Source organism: Cardiobacterium valvarum (genome assembly GCF_900460955.1).
In the GTDB taxonomy this organism is placed as follows: Bacteria; Pseudomonadota; Gammaproteobacteria; order Cardiobacteriales; family Cardiobacteriaceae; genus Cardiobacterium; species Cardiobacterium valvarum.
Genome location: NZ_UFUW01000001.1, coordinates 909791 through 932089 on the forward strand (window position 1 = coordinate 909791; position 22299 = coordinate 932089).

18 protein-coding genes are annotated in these 22299 nt (G+C 58.5%); 10 read left to right on the forward strand and 8 right to left on the reverse strand.

All coding sequences use genetic code 11. The annotated features are described in order from the left end of the window. From DY250_RS04465 to DY250_RS04475, 3 genes are all read left to right on the forward strand, one after another. Window positions 1-1149 carry a mannitol-1-phosphate 5-dehydrogenase gene (locus DY250_RS04465; RefSeq protein ID WP_115611151.1) on the forward strand — a complete coding sequence of 383 codons (1149 nt, stop codon included), beginning with the start codon at window positions 1-3 and terminating at the stop codon, window positions 1147-1149. A 431-nt stretch (window positions 1150-1580) separates the two neighbouring features. Beyond that, window positions 1581-2705 carry an AI-2E family transporter gene (locus DY250_RS04470; RefSeq protein WP_115611153.1) on the forward strand — a complete coding sequence of 375 codons (1125 nt, stop codon included), beginning with the start codon at window positions 1581-1583 and terminating at the stop codon, window positions 2703-2705. Continuing rightward, window positions 2702-3505 (forward strand): alpha/beta hydrolase, encoded by an 804-nt coding sequence (locus DY250_RS04475; RefSeq protein ID WP_115611154.1) that lies wholly within the window; start codon window positions 2702-2704, stop codon window positions 3503-3505. The genes DY250_RS04470 and DY250_RS04475 overlap by 4 nt, the downstream gene beginning before the upstream one ends. 131 nt (window positions 3506-3636) lie before the next feature. On the opposite strand, the gene DY250_RS04480 is transcribed toward DY250_RS04475, so the two are convergent. Continuing rightward, entirely contained in the window at window positions 3637-4425 is a 789-nt protein-coding gene (locus tag DY250_RS04480) for a M48 family metallopeptidase (RefSeq protein ID WP_006984387.1), read from the reverse strand. Window positions 4426-4556: 131 nt separating this feature from the next. Between DY250_RS04480 and DY250_RS04485 the strand changes: the two genes are divergently transcribed. Then, complete coding sequence (locus DY250_RS04485) at window positions 4557-6584, forward strand: OPT family oligopeptide transporter (protein WP_115611156.1); 2028 nt, start codon at window positions 4557-4559, stop codon at window positions 6582-6584. A 359-nt stretch (window positions 6585-6943) separates the two neighbouring features. On the opposite strand, the gene DY250_RS04495 is transcribed toward DY250_RS04485, so the two are convergent. The 5 genes from DY250_RS04495 to DY250_RS04515 all read right to left on the reverse strand — a co-directional run bounded on the left by DY250_RS04495 (window position 6944) and on the right by DY250_RS04515 (window position 12628). Beyond that, entirely contained in the window at window positions 6944-7423 is a 480-nt protein-coding gene (locus DY250_RS04495; protein ID WP_115611159.1) for a DUF2569 domain-containing protein, read from the reverse strand. Between the two features lie 73 nt (window positions 7424-7496). Next, window positions 7497-8642: a methionine adenosyltransferase gene (metK, locus tag DY250_RS04500; RefSeq protein ID WP_115611160.1), complete on the reverse strand. Its 1146-nt coding sequence runs from the start codon at window positions 8640-8642 to the stop codon at window positions 7497-7499. A gap of 205 nt (window positions 8643-8847) precedes the next feature. Further along, a complete protein-coding gene (locus DY250_RS04505) occupies window positions 8848-10182 on the reverse strand; it encodes a DNA-processing protein DprA (protein WP_115611162.1) in 1335 nt (444 codons plus the stop codon). A 2-nt stretch (window positions 10183-10184) separates the two neighbouring features. Beyond that, the gene (locus DY250_RS04510; protein ID WP_115611164.1) at window positions 10185-12284 is read right to left on the reverse strand and encodes a RecQ family ATP-dependent DNA helicase; all 2100 of its coding nucleotides are present in this window, start codon (window positions 12282-12284) and stop codon (window positions 10185-10187) included. After that, complete coding sequence (locus DY250_RS04515) at window positions 12281-12628, reverse strand: hypothetical protein (protein WP_115611165.1); 348 nt, start codon at window positions 12626-12628, stop codon at window positions 12281-12283. Before DY250_RS04515 ends, DY250_RS04510 begins: the two co-directional genes overlap by 4 nt. Window positions 12629-12746: 118 nt before the next feature. Here DY250_RS04515 and DY250_RS04520 point away from each other — a divergent pair, with 118 nt between their 5' ends. From DY250_RS04520 to fbpC, 6 genes are all read left to right on the forward strand, one after another. Further along, window positions 12747-13943 carry a glycerophosphodiester phosphodiesterase family protein gene (locus DY250_RS04520; RefSeq protein ID WP_115611167.1) on the forward strand — a complete coding sequence of 399 codons (1197 nt, stop codon included), beginning with the start codon at window positions 12747-12749 and terminating at the stop codon, window positions 13941-13943. Between the two features lie 240 nt (window positions 13944-14183). Continuing rightward, window positions 14184-15206 carry a Gfo/Idh/MocA family oxidoreductase gene (locus DY250_RS04525; protein ID WP_115611168.1) on the forward strand — a complete coding sequence of 341 codons (1023 nt, stop codon included), beginning with the start codon at window positions 14184-14186 and terminating at the stop codon, window positions 15204-15206. Between the two features lie 168 nt (window positions 15207-15374). Next, window positions 15375-16409, forward strand: a complete 1035-nt coding sequence (locus tag DY250_RS04530; protein ID WP_115611170.1) for an ABC transporter substrate-binding protein — start codon at window positions 15375-15377, stop codon at window positions 16407-16409. 59 nt (window positions 16410-16468) lie between these two features. Further along, entirely contained in the window at window positions 16469-17494 is a 1026-nt protein-coding gene (locus tag DY250_RS04535; protein WP_115611172.1) for an ABC transporter substrate-binding protein, read from the forward strand. Window positions 17495-17712: 218 nt separating this feature from the next. Beyond that, window positions 17713-19770 (forward strand): ABC transporter permease, encoded by a 2058-nt coding sequence (locus DY250_RS04540; RefSeq protein WP_115611174.1) that lies wholly within the window; start codon window positions 17713-17715, stop codon window positions 19768-19770. A 9-nt stretch (window positions 19771-19779) separates the two neighbouring features. Further along, a complete protein-coding gene (gene fbpC, locus DY250_RS04545; RefSeq protein WP_115611175.1) occupies window positions 19780-20838 on the forward strand; it encodes a ferric ABC transporter ATP-binding protein in 1059 nt (352 codons plus the stop codon). A gap of 227 nt (window positions 20839-21065) precedes the next feature. Here fbpC and bfr (DY250_RS04550) read toward each other — a convergent pair whose 3' ends face one another. Together bfr (DY250_RS04550) and bfr (DY250_RS04555) are read right to left on the reverse strand one after the other, a co-directional pair. Beyond that, window positions 21066-21548, reverse strand: coding sequence for a bacterioferritin (bfr, locus tag DY250_RS04550; protein ID WP_006984373.1), 483 nt, complete (start codon window positions 21546-21548; stop codon window positions 21066-21068). Between the two features lie 9 nt (window positions 21549-21557). Next, complete coding sequence (gene bfr, locus DY250_RS04555; protein ID WP_006984372.1) at window positions 21558-22022, reverse strand: bacterioferritin; 465 nt, start codon at window positions 22020-22022, stop codon at window positions 21558-21560. Window positions 22023-22299: the final 277 nt, after the last annotated feature.

Below are 22299 nucleotides of genomic sequence, written 5' to 3' on the forward strand. Positions count from 1 at the left end.
ATGCCAAAAGCACTACACTTCGGCGGTGGCAACATCGGGCGCGGCTTCATCGGTAAAATCCTTGCCGAAGCCGGCTACGAAGTCACCTTCGCCGACATCAACACCACCGTCATTGACCGTCTGAACCGCGACCATCACTACACTGTGCACGTCGTCGGCGAAGGTGTGGACCGCCTGGAAACCGTCGAAAACGTGCGCGGCGTCCACTCCGGCGACGAAGCCGTGATGACTGCTGCCATCGCCGAAGCCGACCTCGTCACTACCGCCGTCGGCCCGACCGTGCTCGACATCATCGCGCCGCAACTCGCCCGTACCCTCGCGGCCCGCTACCGTGCGGGCGGTGCACCGCTGAACATCATCGCCTGCGAAAACATGGTGCGCGGCAGCAGCCACCTCAAAGAAAAAGTCCTCGCGGCCGCAGGAGAGGACGTCGCGCTTATCAGCGCCAACACCGGCTTCGTTGACAGCGCCGTGGATCGCATCGTCCCACCCGTCACCGGCGGCAACGACGACCCGCTCGCCGTCACCGTCGAAGTCTTCAGCGAATGGATCGTGGACAGCACCCAATTCAAAGGCGCGCTGCCCGCCATCGCCGGCATGCTGCCGACCGACAAACTCATGGCCTTCATCGAGCGCAAACTCTTCACCCTGAACACCGGCCACACCGCGCTGGCCTACTTCGGCAAACTGGCGGGCAAACACACCGTCGGCGACGCCATGCAGGACGAGAACGTACGCCGCGCTGCCGAAGCCGTGATGCAAGAAAGCGGCGCCGTACTCATCCGCCGCTACAACTTCGACCCGGCCACACATCGTGCCTACATCGAAAAAATCCTCAAACGCTTCGCAAACCCCTACCTGCACGACGACGTGGACCGCGTCGGTCGCCAGCCACTGCGCAAACTCGGTGCGCAAGAACGCTTCATCAGGCCGCTTAACGGCATGCTTGAATACAAGCTGCCGCATGACGCGACCGTGCGCGCCATCGCCGCTACCCTGCGTTACCACAACGCCGACGACCCGCAGGCAGAAGAAATGGAGTACTACCTGCACGCCAACGGCGTCGCGGCGACACTCGCCAAATACAGCGACTTCACCGATGCCGCCGTGGTGGTGGAAATCGAAGCCGCCTATCAAGCCCTCGCCTGAGGCGCTCAACCACAAAAAAATCCTGCTCCGGCAGGATTTTTTTGTGAGAGGTGGATGCTTGGTGGGCCCGGTGTTTACGCCGCTTGGCGGCATTTCATACCGTAGGGCGGGTTTCAGCCCGCCATCGTGAAAACGAAGAAGCCTTTGCGGCGGGCGAAAGCCTGCACTACGCGAGAAATCAGCATTTACGCCGCTTGGCGCAGTTTTGAATAGCACGACGGTGCTACGCAGAAAGAAAGACGTAGGGACGTTGCCTGCAGCATCTCCATCGCGCTATCCGTTTGCGCCGATGCCGCCAAGCGGCATAAACACCGGGCTCGCCAAGCGGCGTCAATACTGGGCTCGCCAAGCGGTATCAATCCCGACCCTGCAAGCGACAAATCGCCCGGCGAAGCCGCTATCATGACAAGCCCCGTCATAGAGAGGTTCCGATGAACGAATCCCGCCCGCGCCGTCTGCATCCCCTGCACACCCTCGTACTGTCGCTGCTGCTTGCCATCCTCAGCGGCTGGCTGTTGCAGGTCGGCAAAAATTTGTTGCTGCCCGTTTTCCTGGCGCTGATTTCCGTCTATGTGCTGGTGGCGCTGGCCGACTGGCTGCGCAAGGTGCCGCGTCTCGGCAGCGCGCCCGCCTGGTTGCGGCGCTTGCTGGTGCTCTGCGGCTTCGTCGGCGTATTGCTGTTGCTGACGGGGATCGTCATCAGCACCGGTGAGAAGATGATTGCCACCGCGCCAACCTATCAGGACAATCTGAAGCGTCTGCTGGACAGTGTGACCGCCTGGCTGGGCATGGCGCAAAGTCCCGACTGGCAAAGCATCCGCGCCGCCACCATCGATAGCGTTGATCTCGCCGCGCTGCTGGGGACGGTGCTGGGCTCGGTTGGCTCGCTGCTCGGCAGCGTTATCATGATGGCGGTTTACGCCATGTTCCTCCTCAGTGAGCGCGACGGTTTCGCACACAAGCTGGAAATCGCCATGCCGGGCGAAAGTGCGGCGCAAACCCGCAAACTCATCGGCGACATCAACCGCCGCATAGGCGACTATCTGGCGGTGAAGACGCTGGTGAACGCCATCCTCGCCGCGCTGTCCTTCATCATCCTCTGGCTGTGCGGTGTGGATTTCGCGCTGTTCTGGGCGGTGGTCATCGGCCTCTTGAACTACATCCCCTACCTCGGCTCCTTCCTCGGCGTGCTCTTCCCGGTCGTGCTCGCGCTGGCGCAATTCGGCTCGCTGCACATGATGCTGCTGGTACTGATTTTGCTCAGTGCGGCGCAGATGTACGTCGGCAACGTCCTCGAACCAAAAATGATCGGCAAGCAGGTTAACCTCTCCCCCTTCGTGGTGCTGGTAGCGTTGTCGCTGTGGACATCACTGTGGGGCGTGGCCGGGGCGGTGCTGGCTATCCCGCTCACCTCCATCATCACCATCATCCTCGCCGCCTTTGCTCCCACCCGCCCGCTGGCAGTGCTGCTCGCCGAAAACGTCGACGAATTTATCGCCGACGCGCGGGACAACGCCGAAAAAACCACACCGCCTGACGAACCGTCCCTACCATGAAGCGCCTGAAAAAATACCTCCTCTGCGCTGTCCCCACCGTTGCTGCCCTCTACGCGGCGACACTGGGCACGCTTTACCTCGTGCAGGAAAAACTGCTCTTCCACCCGCAAACCCTCGCCGCCGATTACACTTTCCATTTCCCCGTGCCCTACCGCGAAATCCGCCTGCCGGTCGCGGGCGCAGAACTGCACGGCCTGCACTTCCGCCATGACAACCCCAAAGGTGTCATCGTCTTCTTCCATGGCAACGCCGGCTCGCTCGCCCATTGGGGCAACATCGGTGCGCGCCTTGCCGCACTTGGCTACGACTGCTACCTCTTTGACTATCGCGGCTACGGCAAAAGCACAGGCCGCCTGCGCAGCGAGACGCAAATGCTGGCCGACGTGGACGCAATGATGGCCTACATCCGCCGCGACAGCGGCGACAAACCACTGACGCTCATCGGCTATTCCCTCGGCAGCGGCATGGCGGCTTATGCCGCAGCACACTATCCCGTCGAGCGCCTCATCCTGGTTTCGCCCTTTCACACCCTGCGCGGGCTGATTCAGGAAGAATACCCCATCGTGCCCGCGCCGCTCATCAAATACCCGCTGCCGAGCGCCGAATACCTGGCGCAAAGCCCCGAAACGCCCATCCTGCTCTTCCACGGCAGACGCGACACCCTGATTCCGCCAGCGCACAGCCACCGCCTGCGCGCACAATTCCCTGATCGTGCCATCCTGCATGAACTGGACGCGGGACATGGCGATGTCTGGAATGATCCGGCGATATGGAAGGTCGTTGGCGAGACGCTGCGCTAACAGGAGCAGAAGGATGGGGCGGCAGCTTTCCCGCTGAGAAGTGTTTTTGGACCAAGCGGGATAGCTTCTCGCCTCACGGAATAAAAAATCCCCCGCAAGCGGGGGGATTTTGGCAAGTGCGACAAGGATGTTTATCGGCCCCGGCTTTGCTGGTAGATGCCCATCGCTTCCGGCAGGTATTGCTGCAAGACGGCGATGCGGTCGGCACCGCTGGGGTGGGTGGAGAGGAAGGTTGGCGTGCTGCCGCCGCCTGCCTGTGCCATTTTCTGCCAGACATTGATGGCTGCCTGCGGGTTGTAGCCGGCGCGCGCCATCAGCATCAGGCCGCCGATATCCGCTTCGGTCTCATGTTGGCGGCTGAACGGTTTGTTAATGCCGTATTCGGCGAGCAGACCTGAGCCCATATCAATCATGTTCGGGTTGATGTTGCCCTGGCTGGCCAGCACCGCACCGCCGATTTGCATGCCGAGACCGGTCAGCAGTTGCTGGCCGACTTGCGCCTTGGTGTGCTCGCGCAGGGCATGGGTCATTTCGTGACCGATAACGGCGGCAAGTTCGTCATCTGTGAGATGCAGTTTTTCGACAAGGCCGCTGTATACCGCCATTTTCCCGCCCGGCATCGCCCAGGCGTTGAGCTCGCTTGAGCGGATGACGTTCATCTGCCACTGGAAGGGGACACCGGTGCGGTTGTCAGCGTCGGCGATCGGCACCATGCGGTTGAAGACTTGGTGCACGCGCTGTGCGGTCGGCGAACGGGTATCGAGCGCATTTTCACTTTGTGCTTCGGATAGCAGGGTGTTGTAGCTTTGTGCGGCTTTGAGGTTTAGCGCCTGCGAGTTGTAGCCGGCAAGATCGGCCATGGATTCACAACCGGCGATGAGGGTGATGGCGCTGATGTACAGGATTTTTTTGAATTTCATGCGTCTTCCAATGGATAGAGAGGTGAGAGTCGCTATTTTTCCATAGAATCTGATATTTTTTCTGCGCGGTTTCTTGACTTTCCATTAACTAAATTTCAACATTCAGACTTTCTTTCTTCATGAGGTTTTATATGTCCACTAATACTCTCTCTGACCCTCTTGCCAACGTGCGCGAGCTGACCTTGCGCGGAATGGTGCTCGGTGCGCTGATTACGGTGGTATTCACCGCGTCCAACGTTTATCTCGGTCTGAAAGTCGGTCTGACCTTCGCCTCCTCCATCCCGGCGGCGGTAATTTCCATGGCGGTGCTGAAATTTGCCAGCGGCAGCAATATCCTGGAAAACAACATGGTGCAGACACAGGCGTCCGCCGCCGGCACCATTTCCAGTGTGATTTTTGTCCTGCCCGGCCTGCTAATGGCGGGTTACTGGGCCGGTTTTCCTTTTTGGCAGACGACGCTGCTCTGCACCGCCGGCGGTATCCTCGGCGTGATTTTCACTGTGCCGCTGCGCTATGCGATGGTGGTGAAGAGTGATTTGCCCTACCCGGAAGGCGTTGCCGCAGCGGAGATCCTCAAGGTCGGCAGCCATAGCGAGACAGCAGGCAGCGAAGGCAGCGGCATCCGCGAAATCGTCGCCGGCGGCCTGCTTGCCGGGTTGTTCGGCTTGTTGAGCAATGGCCTGCGCGTCATCAGTGACAGCGCCAGTTACTGGTTCAAGAGCGGCAACGCCGTGTTCCAGTTACCGATGGGCTATTCGCTGGCGCTGCTCGGCGCGGGTTATCTGGTCGGCCTGACCGGCGGTATCGCCATCCTCATCGGCATTGCCTTTGCCTGGGGCGGTGCGGTGCCGTGGTTTACCGCCACCACGCCGATGCCGGACGGCATGGATATGACCGCCTTTGCCATGAGCCTGTGGAAAAACAAAGTGCGCTTCATCGGCGCTGGCACCATCGGTATCGCCGCCATCTGGACGCTGATTACCCTGTTGAGACCGACCATCGAAGGCATGAAGCAGTCCTTCCGCACCCTGAGCGGCAATGCAGCCGCCTCCACCGCGCGCATTGAGCAAGATCTCTCGCCGCAGGCGATGATTTTCACCACCCTCGGCATGATGGTGCTGCTCGGCTTCAGCTTCTACCACTTCATTGATGCTGCGACGATCCCCAGCGGCATCGCCTGGCTGCTGGTTGTTGCCTGCGTGCTGCTCACCGTCATCATCGGCTTCCTCGTTGCCGCCGCCTGCGGTTACATGGCGGGGCTGGTTGGCTCCTCATCCAGCCCGATTTCCGGCATCGGCATCATCTCCATCATCATCATCTCGCTGGTACTGCTCCTGATCGGTGAATCCGGCGGCCTCTTCGCCGATGCGGCCAACCGCCAATTCCTACTGGCGCTCACCCTCTTCTGTGGCACGGCGGTCGTTTCCGTCGCCTCCATCTCCAACGACAACCTGCAAGACCTGAAAACCGGCTACCTGCTGCAAGCGACGCCGTGGCGGCAACAGGTGGCGTTGATCATCGGCGTGGTGGCCGGCGCCATCGTCGTCGCACCGGTGCTGCAACTGCTCTATCAGGCCTACGGCTTCCCGGATGCCATGCCGCGTGCAGGCATGAATCCCGCCCAAGCAATGTCCGCACCGCAGGCAACGCTGATGACCAGTATCACTAAAGGCATCTTCGCGCACGACCTGCAATGGCAGTATATCCTGAGCGGCGTCGCCATCGGTGTGGCGCTGATTGTCGTTGATGTCCTGCTGCGCAAGGGCAGCGGTGGCCGCAAAGCATTGCCGGTGCTGGCGGTCGGCATGGGCATCTACCTGCCGCCGTCTATTAACATGCCGATTATCATCGGCGCCTTCCTCGCTGCCTTCCTGCGTGGCCGTATTCGCAGCCGCTATGGCGCGGACAGCGAAAAACGCGTTGCTGCCGCTGATCGCATCGGTACCCTCTTTGCCGCCGGGCTCATCGTCGGCGAAAGCCTGATTGGCGTTATCCTCGCTTTCATTATTGTCGTTTCCGTGACCAACGGCGGCTCCGAAGCACCGCTCGCGCTGCCGCTCAGCAACTGGGGCACCACCGCCGCCTGGCTAGGCCTCGCCTTCTTTATCGGCGGTATGCTCATCTTCGCCCGCCGCACCCTCGCCGCTGCCAAGCGCTGATGGCGCGGTATAAATAAAAAAACGCCCCCTGCGGGGGCGTTTTTTTATGGGAAATCGGCGTCCCAAAATAAAAGCATCTGTCACCAGCTGTAGGGTGGGTTTTAGCCCGTCGCAACAGGCAGGCTGGCTGGAAATCCGTTCCAGGCAAGTCCAGCATTTACGCCGCTTGGCGGGCCCAGCATTTATGCCGCTTGATGGGGTCAGTATTTACGCTGTTTGGCACGAAATCCCTTCCTGCTTGCGGGGGAAGATTTCGCATAGCAACGGAAGGAGGGAGAAAACCCAGTGTTTATCCCGCTTGGAGTCGTTCTTGCCAAGAATATAAACGGTATTTTCCCCTGTGTTACCACCAAGAACGCTTAATGAATAAAGGTCGCTTTTACCCGCTTCGATACCAGCATATAGGTTCCCCAAATAGCAAGATACATAAAGCTTCGGGCAATTTCTTTGCCGCTTTCTTCTTCTGCAAAGAATTCATCCGGCATAATGCTGGACGCCACTACGCTATCGACAAAAAGGAATATGACATTAAAAGCTGCTGCTGCGATAAAAACTATAGGGAACAGCTTTTTCTTCATAAAAAACAGGATAATCAGTACGATGCAGGCGATGATTTGCACACTGTTGATGGCGATCTCACCTAGAATAAGCGCTTTTATACCCGGATAATGCATATCTGCCTCGCCCGACATAATCAATTCCCAGGAACCGTTGCTCTTCATCTCCTGATAAATTTGCGTTATTTCTATCCACAAGCGTATCGGGCTGACAAATAAACTGATGCCAACCAATATCAGCCAGCCGCCCAATCCTTCGAGATTTTTCTTTTCTGTTTGCATCGTGTATTCCTAGCTTCTATATGAAAACACCGAATGCTTGCGGCATTCGGCGTTTTGCAATGGCGGGAAATTCTTACCGTTTCAGCGCGTCAGCGCGGTCGGTTTTTTCCCAGGTGAAGTCCGGCAACTCGCGGCCAAAGTGACCGTAAGCGGCGGTTTGGCGGTAAATCGGGCGGATGAGGTCAAGCATTTCGATGATGCCGTAGGGGGTGAGATCGAACACCGCGCGGACGCGTTTGATGATTTCGTCGTCCGGAATGGTGCCGGTGCCGAAGGTGTTGACCATGACGGAGGTCGGCTCGGCAATGCCGATGGCGTAAGAGACTTGCACTTCGCAGCGTTTGGCGAGCCCGGCGGCGACGATGTTTTTCGCCACGTAGCGGCCCGCATAAGCGGCGCTGCGATCCACTTTTGAGGGGTCTTTGCCGGAGAAGGCGCCACCGCCGTGGTGTGCGGAGCCACCGTAGGTATCGACGATGATTTTGCGCCCGGTCAGGCCGCAATCGCCCACCGGCCCGCCGATAACAAATTTGCCGGTCGGGTTGATGTGGTATTTGGTGTCCTTGTCGAGCCATTCGGCGGGCAGGACTTTGTCAATGATGAGTTCGCGCACGGCTTCTTGCAGGTCTTTTTGCGAAATCTCCGGATCGTGCTGGGTGGAGAGGACAACGGCGTCAATGCCGGTGATTTTGTCATCTTCGTAGCGGAAGGTGACTTGTGATTTGGCATCGGGGCGCAGCCACGGCAGCACGCCGTCGCGGCGCACTTTGGACTGCCGCTCGACCAGGCGGTGCGCGTAGGTAATTGGCGCAGGCATCAGGGTCGGCGTTTCGTCGCAGGCGTAGCCGAACATCAGGCCCTGGTCGCCGGCGCCCTGCTTGCGTTTTTCTTCGCGGTCCACGCCCTGGGCGATGTCGGAAGACTGCTTGCCGATGACGTTCAGCACGGCGCAGGTCGCGCCGTCGAAGCCGACATCGGAGCTGTTGTAGCCGATGTCGGAGATGGTCTGGCGCACGATGCTTTCGAGATCAACCCAAGCGGAGGTGGTGACTTCGCCAGCGATCATTGCCATGCCGGTTTTGATGAGGGTTTCGCAGGCGACGCGGGCGTTCGGATCTTGCGCGATGATGGCGTCCAGCACCGCATCGGAAATCTGGTCGGCGATTTTGTCGGGGTGCCCTTCGGACACGGATTCGGATGTAAACAGGTAATGGCTCATGCCGTTCTCCTAGGTGTTAAAAAGTAAAAGAAATGCCGCTGCGTCAACCCTCTGCGGCGGGCGGCGTTATCGTATCAAAATTAGCCGATATCGTCGTTTCAAATAGGAATCGGGGGCGAGTTGATACTTGATCGATTCTGCGCCATTCATGCATGGATTACTGCTGTTTATGAGCATGACTACGATAGATCGGGAAATGTGGCGGCTACGCATTTTTTGTCAGGGGCAGGTCCGGCTCGGTGAAGCGGTAACGGACAGGGCGTTCTTTGCGTTCCAGGGTGTTTTCGGCGACGGCGCGTTTCAGCCAGTCCAGAAGTTGTACCCGCCGTATGCCGAGGGTTTTGAGCTGGGTCAGCAGGGCAGTGTGGCCAAATTCGGCGTCCTTTGGCAGGGCAGCAAGGAAGGTTTGGTAGAGGTCGGGCAGGGTGAAGGTGGTGATGAGTTCCGGTGCGGATTTTTTGTTGCGGCGGCGGGGCTTTTTTTCGGTTTTTTCTGCGGCGGGCGGTGTACCCGGCAGTTCGGTTTGTGTGGAAGCGCTATCCTGCGGTGTTTCTGCGATAGCGGTTTCAGCAGCGACGGATGCGGTGTTGTCTGGCGGGCTTTCTATTGGCAGGCTGCTTTGGCTGCTGGCAGTGGTGGCAAGCAGGGCGCTGATGTCCCCATCTGCGGGCAGCCAGTGGCCACCCTGGGCGACGAGGGTGGCGTTTGCCGCTGTGGGGTCGTCGCTGGGTTTGACCCAGAGCGGCACCCAGTGGTGTTTGAGATTTTCGCCTGCGCCGCTGATGGTGCCGCCTTTTTGTCCGGCGTGGATGACGGCTGCTGCGTCGCTCATGGTATAGATGTAGCGGTTGCGCGCCATCGCGTTGCCGCTGTTGAAGGCGGCTTCGGGGTGGCAGGTGGTGAGTAGTAGCAGGTGTCCCGCTTGCAGGGCGGTGCGCCATTTGCGGTTGGTGCTGGCACGCAGCAGGCTGTCGGCGAGGATGCCGACGCTGTATCCGCCCGCATCGAGTGCGGCGCACATGGCGGCTTCGTCCACGCCGCGCGCCCCGCCGGAGGTGATGGTGATGTGCGCCTGGGCGGCGCGTGTGGCAAGGTCGGCGGTGGCTTTGATGTCGGCAGGGTCGGCATTGCGCGAGCCGACAACGGCCAATGCCTGCGGCGGGTTGGCGAGTGCCAGGTTGCCGATGGCGTGGAAGAAGGGCGGTGCGCTGGCGCCGAGGTGTTTTTTCAGGCGTTGCGGGTAGTCGCTGTCGGCGCGGGTGAGGATGCAGAGGCCGGCGCGCTGCCATTTTTCCAGGGCGATGGCGAGGCCGCTGCCGCGTTGCAGCAGTTTTTCGAGGCGTTCGATGCTGACGGTTTTGTCTGTCCAGCCGTCGAGCAGAGTGGGCAGTTCGCGTTGCAGCAGGTCGGCCGGGGTGTGCTGGTGGCGGTGTAGGTGGGCGGCGAGACGACCCCATTCGGCGGGACCGAGCGGTTTCGCCGCGTCGTGTTTGTCGAGGTGGGCGGTGAGCAGCAGGATGGCCTGGGTGGTGGGGTTCATGGTCAGTCTTTGTTGGCGGAGGTGGCGAGGGCGGCAGGATAGACGACGCCGCTGCCCGCCTGGCGCAGCAGGGCGGCAGCGATGGTGAATGTCCAGCCAGAGTCGGTGATGTCGTCAATGAGCAGCACCGGGGTGTGCGGAATGCCGGCGGTAACGGCAAAGACGCCGTCGAGGTTGGCGCATTGGTGGTAGCTGTTGTTTTGTTCTTTTTGTGGCGGGTTGTCACGCACTTTGTGCAGGGCGTCAATGTAGGGGAGATTCAGGCGGGCGGCGAGGCGGCGGGCGAAGTCGGGGACGAGCGCGGGGTGGCGCAGGGAGGGGATGGCGCAGACCCACTGCGGTGCAGGGTCGGGGTGCCAGCGTTTGTTAATCATGTCCGCCATTGCCGCGACCAGTTCGTCGCTGAAATGGCCGCTGTGTTTGCCTTCTGCAATCAACCGCCCCCAGGCACCGCTGTTCCAGCGGGCAAGGATGCGGCCTTCTTGGGCGGCAAGTTCTTTGAGGTAGGGCGGGAAGCGGTATTGCTGCAGCGGGTTGCCGCTGATTTGCCGGCGCGGCTTGATGGGGAGGGTCAGGTTGCGCAGGTAGGTGGTCGCTTGCGCGACGAGGGTGGGGTCGAGTTGTACCGGCAGCGCCGGGGTGTCGCGGCAGTTGTCGCATTTGCCGCAGGGGGTGCCGTCGCTGCTGTGGTCGTCGAGGGCGTGACGCAGGTATTGCATGCGGCAGTCCGTGCTGTGCAGATAGTCCTGCATTTGCGCCCATTCTTGTTCGCGCTGTGCGGTGAGGCGGGCGATGCGCGCGTGATCCATGTGGTAAGGGGTGGCCGTGCGCCGCCACTGGCTTCCGACTTTGATAACCGGTGCGGGATTTTCGACGCTAAGCAGTTTCAGGACTTTTTTGATTTGCCCCCGGCGCAGGTTGCAACACGCTTCGATTTCGCGCAGGTTGAGGCCGTCGCTTTGTTCCAGGGCGCTCAAGATTTCGCGGACGTGCTGTTCCGGCGGGAAGGCACTGCAGCGGAAGTAGTCGTGGATTTCGCTGTCTTCCGTACCCAACATCAGGACGCCCGCCGCTTGCGCGATGCCGCGTCCGGCCCGGCCTACCTGCTGGTAGTAGGCAATCACCGAGCCCGGCATCTGGTAATGGCAGATGAAGCTGAGGTCAGGTTGGTCGTAACCCATGCCAAGGGCGCTGGTGGCAACGAGTGCCTGTAATTCGTGGTGGTAGAGCAGGCTTTCCAGCTGTTCGCGGCGGGCGTTGCCATCGGCAGGGCTGCTGTTATCCATTGTGCCGTAGTAGGCTTCGGCACGGATGCCGTTTTGCTGTAACCAGGCGGCAACGTATTCGCTGTCGTTCACGGTCAGGGTGTAGATGATGGCGGGATGGTGCAGCTTTGGCAGCACTTGCGCCAGCCAGGCGAGGCGCGCCGCCTGATCGGGCAGGTGCAGGGTTTGCAGGTAGAGGTTCTCGCGCACCAGCGGGCCGCGTTGTACTTCAATGTTGCCAATTTGTGCGCGGATGTCGGCAACGACGCGGTCATTGGCGGTCGCCGTGGTACACAGCACCGGGGTATTGGGCGGCAACAGGCGCAGAATATTGCCAATGCGGCGGTAATCGGGACGGAAATCGTGCCCCCAGTCGGAGATGCAGTGGGCTTCATCAATGACCAGCATGGCGATGCGGCTTATGATTGGGTTTAATACCCTGTCAATAAAACTGTCATTCGCCAAACGCTCCGGTGAAATCAGCAGGCAATCGATTTCATCGCGGTGCAGGCGGATGGCGACGGCATCCCATTCCTCGACGTTGGTGGAATTGATGCTGGCGGCCGTCACGCCGAAGCGGCGCGCTGATTCAATCTGGTTGCGCATCAGGGCCAGCAGCGGGGAAATGATGATGGTCGGCCCCATGCCTTTTTCGCGCATCATTTTGGCGCTCAGGAAATAGACCAGACTTTTCCCCCAGCCGGTGCGTTCGACCACCAATAACTTCTTGCGCTGATTGACGAGCGCATCCATCGCTTCCCATTGTCCGGGGTGAAAATCGGCGGCAGGATTGCCCACAGCCTGCCGTAACACCTCGCGCCATTGCGCCCGCATCAGTGCAATACCCGCTTGATGCAGGCGCTAAGCGTTTTCACCGCCACATTCGTTACCGCCTGGTTGCGCGTCGCCGGGTTGATAACCTGCAACATTTCCTGATTCGTCATATTCGCCGGTGCTTCCTCGCTGACGCAGCCGCAAATCTTGTTTTCCCACTGGCTTTTCACCTCGCTGCCCATCAGGGCGGAGGCAAGCTGCCATTCCTGGCGTTTGTTGAGCTGGGTGCGGCATTGCTGGTCAACCAGCGGTGAGACGATTTCCCGCGCCATGCTTTCCGGGACGCGCCCATCGGCGGCACAAGCGGCGAGCAGGATGGCGAAAGAGGACAGCAGAATTTTTTGCATAACACATTCCGGTAGAAAGAAAAGGTCGCATTATAGCGGCGAAGCCATGTGAAAAATCCGTGTGCATTGTGTGAAATACGCCTAAAATGCATGCGAATTTACACACCGGAGTAACAAAATGCCACGTTTCCTCACCCTGGCTGTCTGTGCCGCCCTCGCCAGCGCCGCTTATGCTGCCGAGCCGCTGACCTACGGCGTGCGTCCGTTCTACCTCATCGACAACCTCGAAGACGGCGCCCTGAAAGACGAACTCAAAGCCTGCGCGCAGCAGACCCCGAAAAGAAGCGAATTCAGCATCGCCCACCGGGGCGCAGCGCTGCAATTCCCGGAACATACCCGCGATTCCTACCTTGCGGGTATTCGTGAAGGGGCGGGCATCCTCGAATGCGACGTTGCCTTCACCAAAGACAAAGAACTCGTCTGCCGCCACGCGCAAAACGACCTGCATAACACCACCAACATTCTCGTCACCCCGCTGGCTGCCAAATGCAGCGTGCCGTTCAAACCCGCCGAATACGATGCTGACGGCAAACTGGTGAAAGAAGCCGAAGTCGAATGCCGCACCTCGGACATCACCCTCGCCGAATTCAAAACGCTGAAAGGCAAAATGGATGGTGGCAATAAAGGCGCGCGCAGCATTGAAGAATACATGCAGGGTACACCCGCCTGGCGCACCGAAATGTATGCGCAAAACGGCGAATTGATGACGCACAAAGAAAGCATCGCCCTATTCAAAAGCCACGGCGTGAAAATGACCCCGGAACTGAAAGAACCGGTCATTGCCATGCCCTATGACGGCTTTACCCTCGAACAATACGCGCAAAAAATGCTTGATGATTACGCCGAAGCCGGCGTTGCCCCAGGCGACGTCTTCCCGCAATCCTTCCAGCCGGAAGTCGTCCGCTACTGGCTGACAAAAGGCGGCAACTACGGCAAACAGGCGGTTTTCCTCGACGAAACCCTCGATACCGCGCCGCGCATCAAAGAAATGCCTGAATGGCGCAAACTCGGCCTGCAATACCTCTCACCGGCGATGCCGATGCTCGTCAAAAACGACGGCGGCAAATTCGGCGTCTCTGACTACGCCAAAGCCGCGAAAGACAACGGCCTCAAACTCATCACCTGGACGCTGGAACGCTCCGGCCCGATTGCCAAAGGCGGCGGCTGGTACTTCACCGGCGTGGAAGAGCTCGGCAAAAAAGACGGCGACATCTATAACTACCTCGACGTGCTCGCCAAAGATGTCGGCATCATCGGCATCTTCAGCGACTGGCCGGCGACCGTTACCTACTACGCCAACTGCAAAGGGCTGTAAAAATATCTACCCCAAAAGGCGCTACTCCGGCAGCGCCTTTAAACATTTGCAGACGGCATAACCCGGCAACTACACCGCTTGGCAGACCCAGTAACCACGCCGCTTGACGCGAGGCCAGTAACGCTACACCGCTTGGCGAAATCTTGTCGCACATAAAGGCACGGTACACGCAGGAAAGTGTTGCGCAGTGCGAGAAGAGACGATAATAAAATTTGCCGTGAACAGAGACCGGAGAACCCCATGATTAACACCGCCATCATCGGCTGCGGCATGTCCGCCCGCACCTTCCACCTGCCGCTCATCGCCGCGAACCTCGCCTACCGCCTGACCGCATTGGTTAGCAGCAAAGAGCAGCCCGGCATCCCTGTCCCGCGCTACCCCGATGCCGCTACCATGCTGGCAGAAAGCGACGCCGAACTCGTCATCATCACTGCGCCGAATACCGTCCACTACAGCCTGGCCGCGCAATGCCTCGCCGCAGGCCGCCATGTCGTCCTCGAAAAACCGATGGTGAACACCTTCGCCGAAGGGCAAGCCCTCATCCGGCTTGCTGCCGAAAACAGCCGCCTGCTCAGTGTCTTCCACAATCGCCGCTGGGACGGCGACTTTCTCACCCTGAAACAGCTCCTCGCTGACAATGTTCTTGGCGCGCCGCGCCTCCTCATTTCCCGCTGGGACCGCTACCGCCCGCACGTGCGCGACCGCTGGCGCGAAAACCCCGGCGCAGGCGCTGGTATCTGGTACGACCTCGGCGCGCATCTGCTAGACCAGGCGCTTGACCTCTTCGGCCTGCCGCAAGCCGTAACCGGTCACTGCCGCGCCCTGCGTCCCGGTAGCCAGACCGTGGATTACGCCCACGTTCAGCTGCACTACGCCACGCACGAAGTCATTCTGCATACCGCCCCTTACTGCAACGCGCCGGTCGCCCGCTTTCATCTCGAAGGCGAACGCGCCACCTATGTCAAATACGGCCTTGACCCGCAAGAAGCCCAACTCAAAGCGGGTATGCACCCTGATGATCCCGCTTACGGCACAGAACCTACTGACCAGCACGGCACCCTTTACACCGAAGACGGTAGCCGCCGCATCGAAAGCCGGCGCGGCAATTTTCTTGCTTACTACGACAACATTGCTGCCGCTATCCGTGGCGGGGCACCACTGATAGTGACTGCCGAACAAGCCCTGTGCGTCATCTACCTCACCGAGCTGGCGCAGCAAAGCAGTGATGAAGGGCGGCGCCTGCCAATTGCTTTGCCAGCGTGAAAATTATGGTGAGTGTGAATTTTCCCCTTCCTTTCCCCAATCCCGCGTGGTTATAATGTGCACACGGTGTTGGAATGTGTTGATTCCGCCTAATCCTGTCCACATATTTCACCGCCACCGCTTGTGTTGCAGGCGGTTGTCCCTTCCCACCCATCAGGAGTCAATGTTATGAAATGGTCTCGCTTCACCAAACTCGCCGCCGCTGTTGCCGCCGGTTCCCTCTTGGCCGTTCACGCCCACGCTGCCGGGCGGCTCGTTGTCTATTGCAGCGCAACGAATGCCATGTGTGAAAACGCGGTGAAGGAATTCGGCAAGAAGCACGACGTGAAGGCTTCGTTTATCCGCAACGGCTCCGGCAGCACCTTTGCCAAGGTGGAAGCAGAAAAGAACAACCCGCAGGCTGACGTCTGGTACGGCGGCACCTTCGATCCGCAGTCGCAGGCCGGTGAACTGGGTCTCCTGGAAGCCTATCAGTCGCCCAATCTGCCGCAGATTATTGAGCGTTTCCGCGATCCCGGCAAGGTGAAAGGCAATGCCACATCCGCCATTTACATGGGCATCCTCGGCTTTGGTGTGAATACTGACCGCCTGAACAAGCTCGGCATCAAAGAAGTACCGAAATGCTGGAAGGATCTGGTCAAACCGGAATACAAGGGTGAGGTGCAAATCGCTGACCCGCAAAGTGCCGGTACGGCCTACACCGCGCTCGCCACCTTCGTGCAACTCTGGGGTGAGGACGAAGCCTTCAATTATTTCCGCCAGTTGCATCCGAATATTTCGCAGTACACCAAATCCGGCGTGACCCCGTCGCGCAATGCCGCACGCGGTGAAACGGCCATCGGCATCGGCTTCCTGCACGATTACACCCTGGAAAAGAACAAAGGCGCGCCGCTGGAACTGGTTGTGCCGTGTGAAGGTACGGGTTACGAACTGGGCGGTGTCAGCATCCTGAAAGGTGCGCGCAACATGGATAACGCCAAGCTGTTCGTGGATTGGGCGCTCTCAAAAGAAGGGCAGGAATCTGCCTGGAAACAGGGCGAGTCTTTGCAGATTCTGACCAATACCACCGCCGAACAGGCGCCGAATACGCCGGATCCCGCGCAACTGAAATTGATTGACTACGATTTTGCGAAATATGGTTCTGCCGATGAGCGCAAACGGTTGATCGATAAATGGGTAGAAACGGTCAAGATGGGTAAATAACAGCTATTAAGTACGGCCTGTGCGTCAGGCCGTACTTTTTTAATACTGAGGATACAATCATGAATATTTCCCGGATGGCGCTTGTCCTGTCAGGAATTGTATTAAGCGGTGCGGTTTTTGCAGCGGCAGAAAGCCGCCTGGTGGTGTATTGCAGCGCGCAAAATACGATGTGTGAGCAGGAAGTGCTGGCATTCGAGCAGAAGCATAAAATCAAGACCAGTTTCATTCGCGGCAGCACCGGCAGCATCTTTGCGCGGATTGAGGCGGAGAAAGCCAATCCGCAAGGCGATGTCTGGTATGGCGGTACATTGGATCCGCATTCACAAGCGGGCGAAATGGGATTGCTCGAAGCCTATAAATCGCCCAATTTGCAATACATCCCCGATGCGCTGAAAGATCCGGCCAAAGTGAAAGGTAATTATTCTTCGGCAATTTATCTGGGTATTCTCGGCTTTGGCGTGAATACGGAACGCCTGCAAAAGCTGAATCTGCCGGTGCCGAAATGCTGGAAGGATTTGACTGACCCGAAATACAGGAACGAAATCCAGGCTGCCGACCCGCAAAGTTCCGGCACGGCTTATACGCAGATTGCCACTTTTGTGCAGCTCTGGGGCGAGGAAGAGGCTTTCAAATTCTTGAAGGAACTCAATAAAAATGTCTCGCAATATACGAAATCCGGCAATACCGCTACTCGTAATACCGCGCGCGGGGAAGCGGCGATTGGCATCGGCTTTTTGCATGAGCATTCCATCGAAAAGGAAAAGGGTGCACCGGTGGAATTAATCGTGCCGTGTGAAGGTACGGGGTATGAAATTGGCGGCGTCAGTATTATTAAAGGCGCCAGAAATCCGGAAAACGCGAAATTGTTTGTCGATTGGGCGTTATCGAAAGAAGCGCAGGAATTGTCGTGGAAGAAAGGGGAAACGCACCAAATCCTGACGAACAGTGAAGCGGAATTGTCGCCCTATTCGCTGGATTTCAAGTCCGTCAATCTGATTAACTACGATTTTGATAAATACGGCGCCAGTGATTTGCGCAAACGTTTGATTAAACGCTGGGTCGATGAGGTCAAATTGGGGAAATAGGAGCGTGGTCTCCCGCTTGGCGGGCTCAGTGTTTATCCCGCTTGGCCCGTACCCCCCAGTAGGGAGTTAGATGAAAAAGGCCCTTCCCCCGTGGGGGAGGGGCGGGATGGGGCAGCAATCGCTCCGCAATAAATCCAGTATTTATCCCGCTTGGCGGGCGTTGATAACTTTAAACCGTTTTTCCGGTGGGCGTCATCCCACCCTGCAATCGAGGTTTTATGAATCTGTTTTCACGTTTTTTGCAGCGACCCGTATTTTGGGTCGTGCTGGCATTCGCGGCGTTTTTGCTGCTGCCGTCTTTTGCCCTCGATTATGGGCTGTTTGAGGCGACGCGCGATGAGCGTCTCGCCGCGATGGGCTGGCGTTCGCTCAATGTGAGCTGGCTATGGTTCGCGCCGCTCGCCGGTTTCCTGCTTTTGCCCGCGCTCAAGCTCGCACCTGCCGTGCAGGCCAAGAGTGAGCTGGCGCTTGCCGCTGTTATCACCGCGCTGGTCGTCATCAGTGCCGATCTGCGTCATGTCTCGCTGGGCTATGCGGTAATTGGCCTCGCCCTGGCGCTGATTGCGCTGGCGACCCTCGCGCTTGCCCGCTTGAAGGTGTTGCAAGGCGACAAGTTCATCATCGCGTCGCTGCTCTTAATCATTTTGCTAATCGCACTTTTCATCGTCTTCCCGACGATCGCCATTTTCAAGGCGATGTTTTATGACGAAAGCGGCGCGTTCGTGCCCGGTCAGGTGCTCGATATTCTGGGGCGCAGCTATATCGTGCGCGTCATCGGCAATTCGCTGATGCTCTCCGGCTTTGTCGGCCTGATGTCCACGCTGTTCGGTCTCGCTTTTGCGCTTTATACGACGCGGATTGCCCGCCGCACTGCCTTTGTCGGCAAGATTTTCTCGATTCTGCCGATTGTCACGCCGCCGTTTGTGGTCGGCCTCGGTGTGACGCTGATGCTGGGCCGTTCCGGTTATGTCACGGAATGGCTGATGCACCTCGGCTTCACCAATACTAACTGGCTCTACGGTTTCAACGGTATCGCCATCGCGCAGATCCTCGCCTTCACCCCGCTTGCCTTCATGATTCTTGACGGTGCGCTGAAATCCATTCACCCGTCCATCGAGGAAGCGTCCTACACGCTGCGCGCCAACCGTTATCAGACGTTCTTCCAGATTATTTTCCCGCTGCTGCGTCCGGCGCTGGCCAACGCTTTCCTGCTGGTCTTCATCCAGTCGCTCGCCGATTTCAGTAACCCCTTGGTGCTCGGCGGCAGCTTCGACGTAATCGCCACGCAGATTTATTTCTACATCGCCGGTTCCCAGCTGGATTATGCCTCGGCCAGTACCCTCGGCACCATCCTGCTGCTGTTCTCGCTCGGTATCTTTATCGTGCAGTATTTGTGGATTGGCAACCGCTCTTACATCACCGTTTCCGGCAAGTCCTATCGCGGCGAGGTGCAGGAACTGCCGCGCGGCCTGAAGAACACGATTACCGCGCTGCTCGCGGTGTGGGTGGTCTTCAATATCGTCCTCTACGGCAGCATTTTCTACGGCAGCTTCACCGTGAACTGGGGTGTGGATTACACGCTCACCACGAAGAACTACGCCATGCTCTTCGGGCAGGGGCTGAGTGACGGTGCCTGGCCGTCCCTGATTAACACCCTGATTTACGCCGGCATCGCCGCTGTGCTCACCGCCCTGCTTGGCTTGCTGATTGCCTATATCGTGGTGCGCAAACAGTTTCGCGGCAAGAAGGCGCTGGAATTCCTCACCATGCTCTGCTTCGCCATCCCCGGCACGGCAGCGGGCGTATCCTACATCCTCGCCTTCAATAACGCCCCGCTTTATCTCACCGGCACCGGCATCATCGTCATCATCTCGATGGTCATGCGTGACCTGCCGGTGGGGATGCGTGCCGCTATCGCCGGTCTCGGCCAGCTCGACAAATCGCTGGATGAAGCCTCGCTCTCGCTCAAAGGCAGCTCCTTCAAGACCATCCTCTACATCATCCTGCCGCTCTTGAAGCCCGCGCTACTCTCGGCGCTCGTGACCAGTTTCGTGAAAGCCATGACCACCGTCAGCGCCATCATCTTCCTGGTGACCGCCGACACGCGCGTCGCGACGGCCTACATCCTGAACCGCGTCGAAGACGGCGAATACGGCATTGCCATCGCCTATGGCTCGATCCTGATTGTCGTCATGATGAGCATCATCCTCTTCTTCGACTGGATCATCGGCGACACCCGCATCGCCCGCTCGAAAGCCCGCCAACCCGCACAATAAGAGATTCCCATGAGTACAGAAAACAACGCCTTTCTCGTCCTGAAAAACGTCAGCAAGCGCTTCGGCAAGGCCGTCGTCATCGACAACCTCGACCTTAACATCGAGCGCGGCACCATGACCACCCTGCTTGGCCCCTCCGGTTGCGGCAAAACCACCATCCTGCGCCTCGTCGCCGGTCTCGAAAGCCCGACCTCCGGGCAAATCTGCATTGACGGCGAAGACGTCACCAAAGCCTCCATCCAGCATCGTGATATCTGTATCGTCTTCCAGTCCTACGCGCTCTTCCCGCACATGAGCATCGCCGATAACGTCGGCTACGGCCTGAAAATGCTGAACGTCGGCAAAGACGAACGCAAGCGCCGCATCGAAGAAGCCTTGGCGCTCGTGGATTTGGCCGGATTCGGCGAACGCTACGTCGACCAAATCTCCGGCGGCCAACAACAACGCGTGGCCCTCGCCCGTGCCCTCGTTCTCAAGCCGAAAGTGCTGCTCTTCGACGAACCACTCTCCAATCTCGACGCCAACCTGCGCCGCAGCATGCGCGAAAAAATCCGCGAATTGCAACAAAGCCTCGGCATCACCTCGCTCTACGTCACCCACGACCAGAGCGAAGCCTTTGCCGTCTCCGACCAGGTCATCGTCATGGACAAAGGCCGCATCATGCAAAAAGCGAGCGCGCGCGAACTCTACCAGCGCCCCAACTCGCTTTTCCTCGCCAACTTCATGGGCGAATCCAGCATCTTTACCGCCGAACTCGCCGGCAACCGCCTCACCGTGAACGGCTACAGCTTCGACCTGGCGGACGCGGCCGCCTTCGGCCTTAAAGACGGTGCCTGTCTCGTCGGCATCCGCCCCGAAGCCGTCACCCTCAAAGACACGGGCGAAGCGGCACAGCACTGCACCATCCAGAGCGCGGTGTACATGGGCAACCACTGGGAAATCGTCGCCGACTGGCAGGGCAAACCGCTACTGGTGAACCTGAAGCCGGAAGAATTCCGCGAAGGCAGCCGCGAAGGCTACGTCCACCTTGCCCGCGCGGGCGTGTTCCTGCTGCCGCCGCAGGATTGATTAAGGTTGTCTTGGACAACCAGAGAAGTGGGGCAGTGCCTCCTTGCAGGTGCGGCAGGGTAGGGCGGGATTAACCCCCACGATGCCCTCCGCGCCCTCTTGGTGGGTTTGAGGCCTACCCTACAAAACCAGCATTTATCCCGCTTGGCGTGCCCTCAACCGAAGAATTGCACAAAAGCAAAACCCCTCCGGCAAAGGAGGGGTTTTTGCTGCATGATTCGCTGAAATCAGTGCGCGTCGTTGTCGCCGACCGCCTGTTGCAGATAATTCGCCTCGCCTATCTCGGCGATCAAATCCTGCTGCGTTTCCAGCCAGTCAATGTATTCCTCGACATCATCCAGCAGTTCTTCCACCAGCGTGCGGGAGACGAAATCGCGCGCCTCGCCGAGCAGTTTCACCGCGTCACGCAAGTCACCATGCTGGGCATAGGCCGCTTGCAGGTCACAGGCAATCGCTTCCGCCACCGTCTCGCCGATGAAGAGCTTGCCGAGGTCTTGCAGGTTCGGCAGCCCTTCCAGCAGAAAAATGCGGGCGATAAGTTTGTCGGCGTTTTTCATGGCGCGGATGGATTGCTTGTACATGGTATGCCCGACGCTGTCGTAGCCCCAGTTGTTCAGCATCCGCGCGTGCAGGAAATACTGGTTGATGACGGTCAGCTCGTGCCTGAGCAGCTTGTTCAAGCAGGTGAGCACTTCGGGAGCAATCTGCATGACGCCTCCTTAGAGCTGGCTTTGCAGGTAGTTCTGCAAGCCCATCTGCTCGATCTGGCGCAGTTGCTGTTCCAGCCAGTGCGCGTGGTCTTCCTCCGTATCTTTCAGCTGCTCAATCAGCATGTTACGGGTGACATAATCGTGATGCTGCTCGCAGAGGGCGATACCGGTTTTCAGATTGTCACGCACCGAATATTCCGCTTGCAGGTCGTTTTCCATCATCGATTTCACGTCGCTGCCAACGTTCAGCGGCGCCGGCACCATGTTCGGCGTGCCACCCAGCATCAATACGCGCTTGATCATCTGCGTGGCATGCTCGGTTTCGTGCTCCATTTCGTGATGGTTGGCATCAAACAGCTTGGTGTAGCCCCATTCGTCGTACATGCGGGCGTGGATGAAATACTGGTCGCGTGCGCCGAGTTCGCCGGCAATCAGTTTGTTCAGATAAGCGATAACTTCTGGATTTCCTTGCATGGGATTTCTCCGGTAAATAAATAAAGGGGGGGCGAATATTACGGGCGCGGCACACAGCGTCAAACAGAAATTTTGCTGTCATCTACCAGTTTTTGCAGGCAAGGCGTAACATATTGAAAAAACGTAATTATTTAACGCTGAGAAGAACTCTTCCCATTTGAATTCCAAATCATGATACGGATAAACAAATAAAAATACTTATCGACAGGCGGCTTGGTAACACCAAGTCCGGCGTTAGCCAGGAAGATAGCGGCAGCGCTGCTACGATTTTTATCTA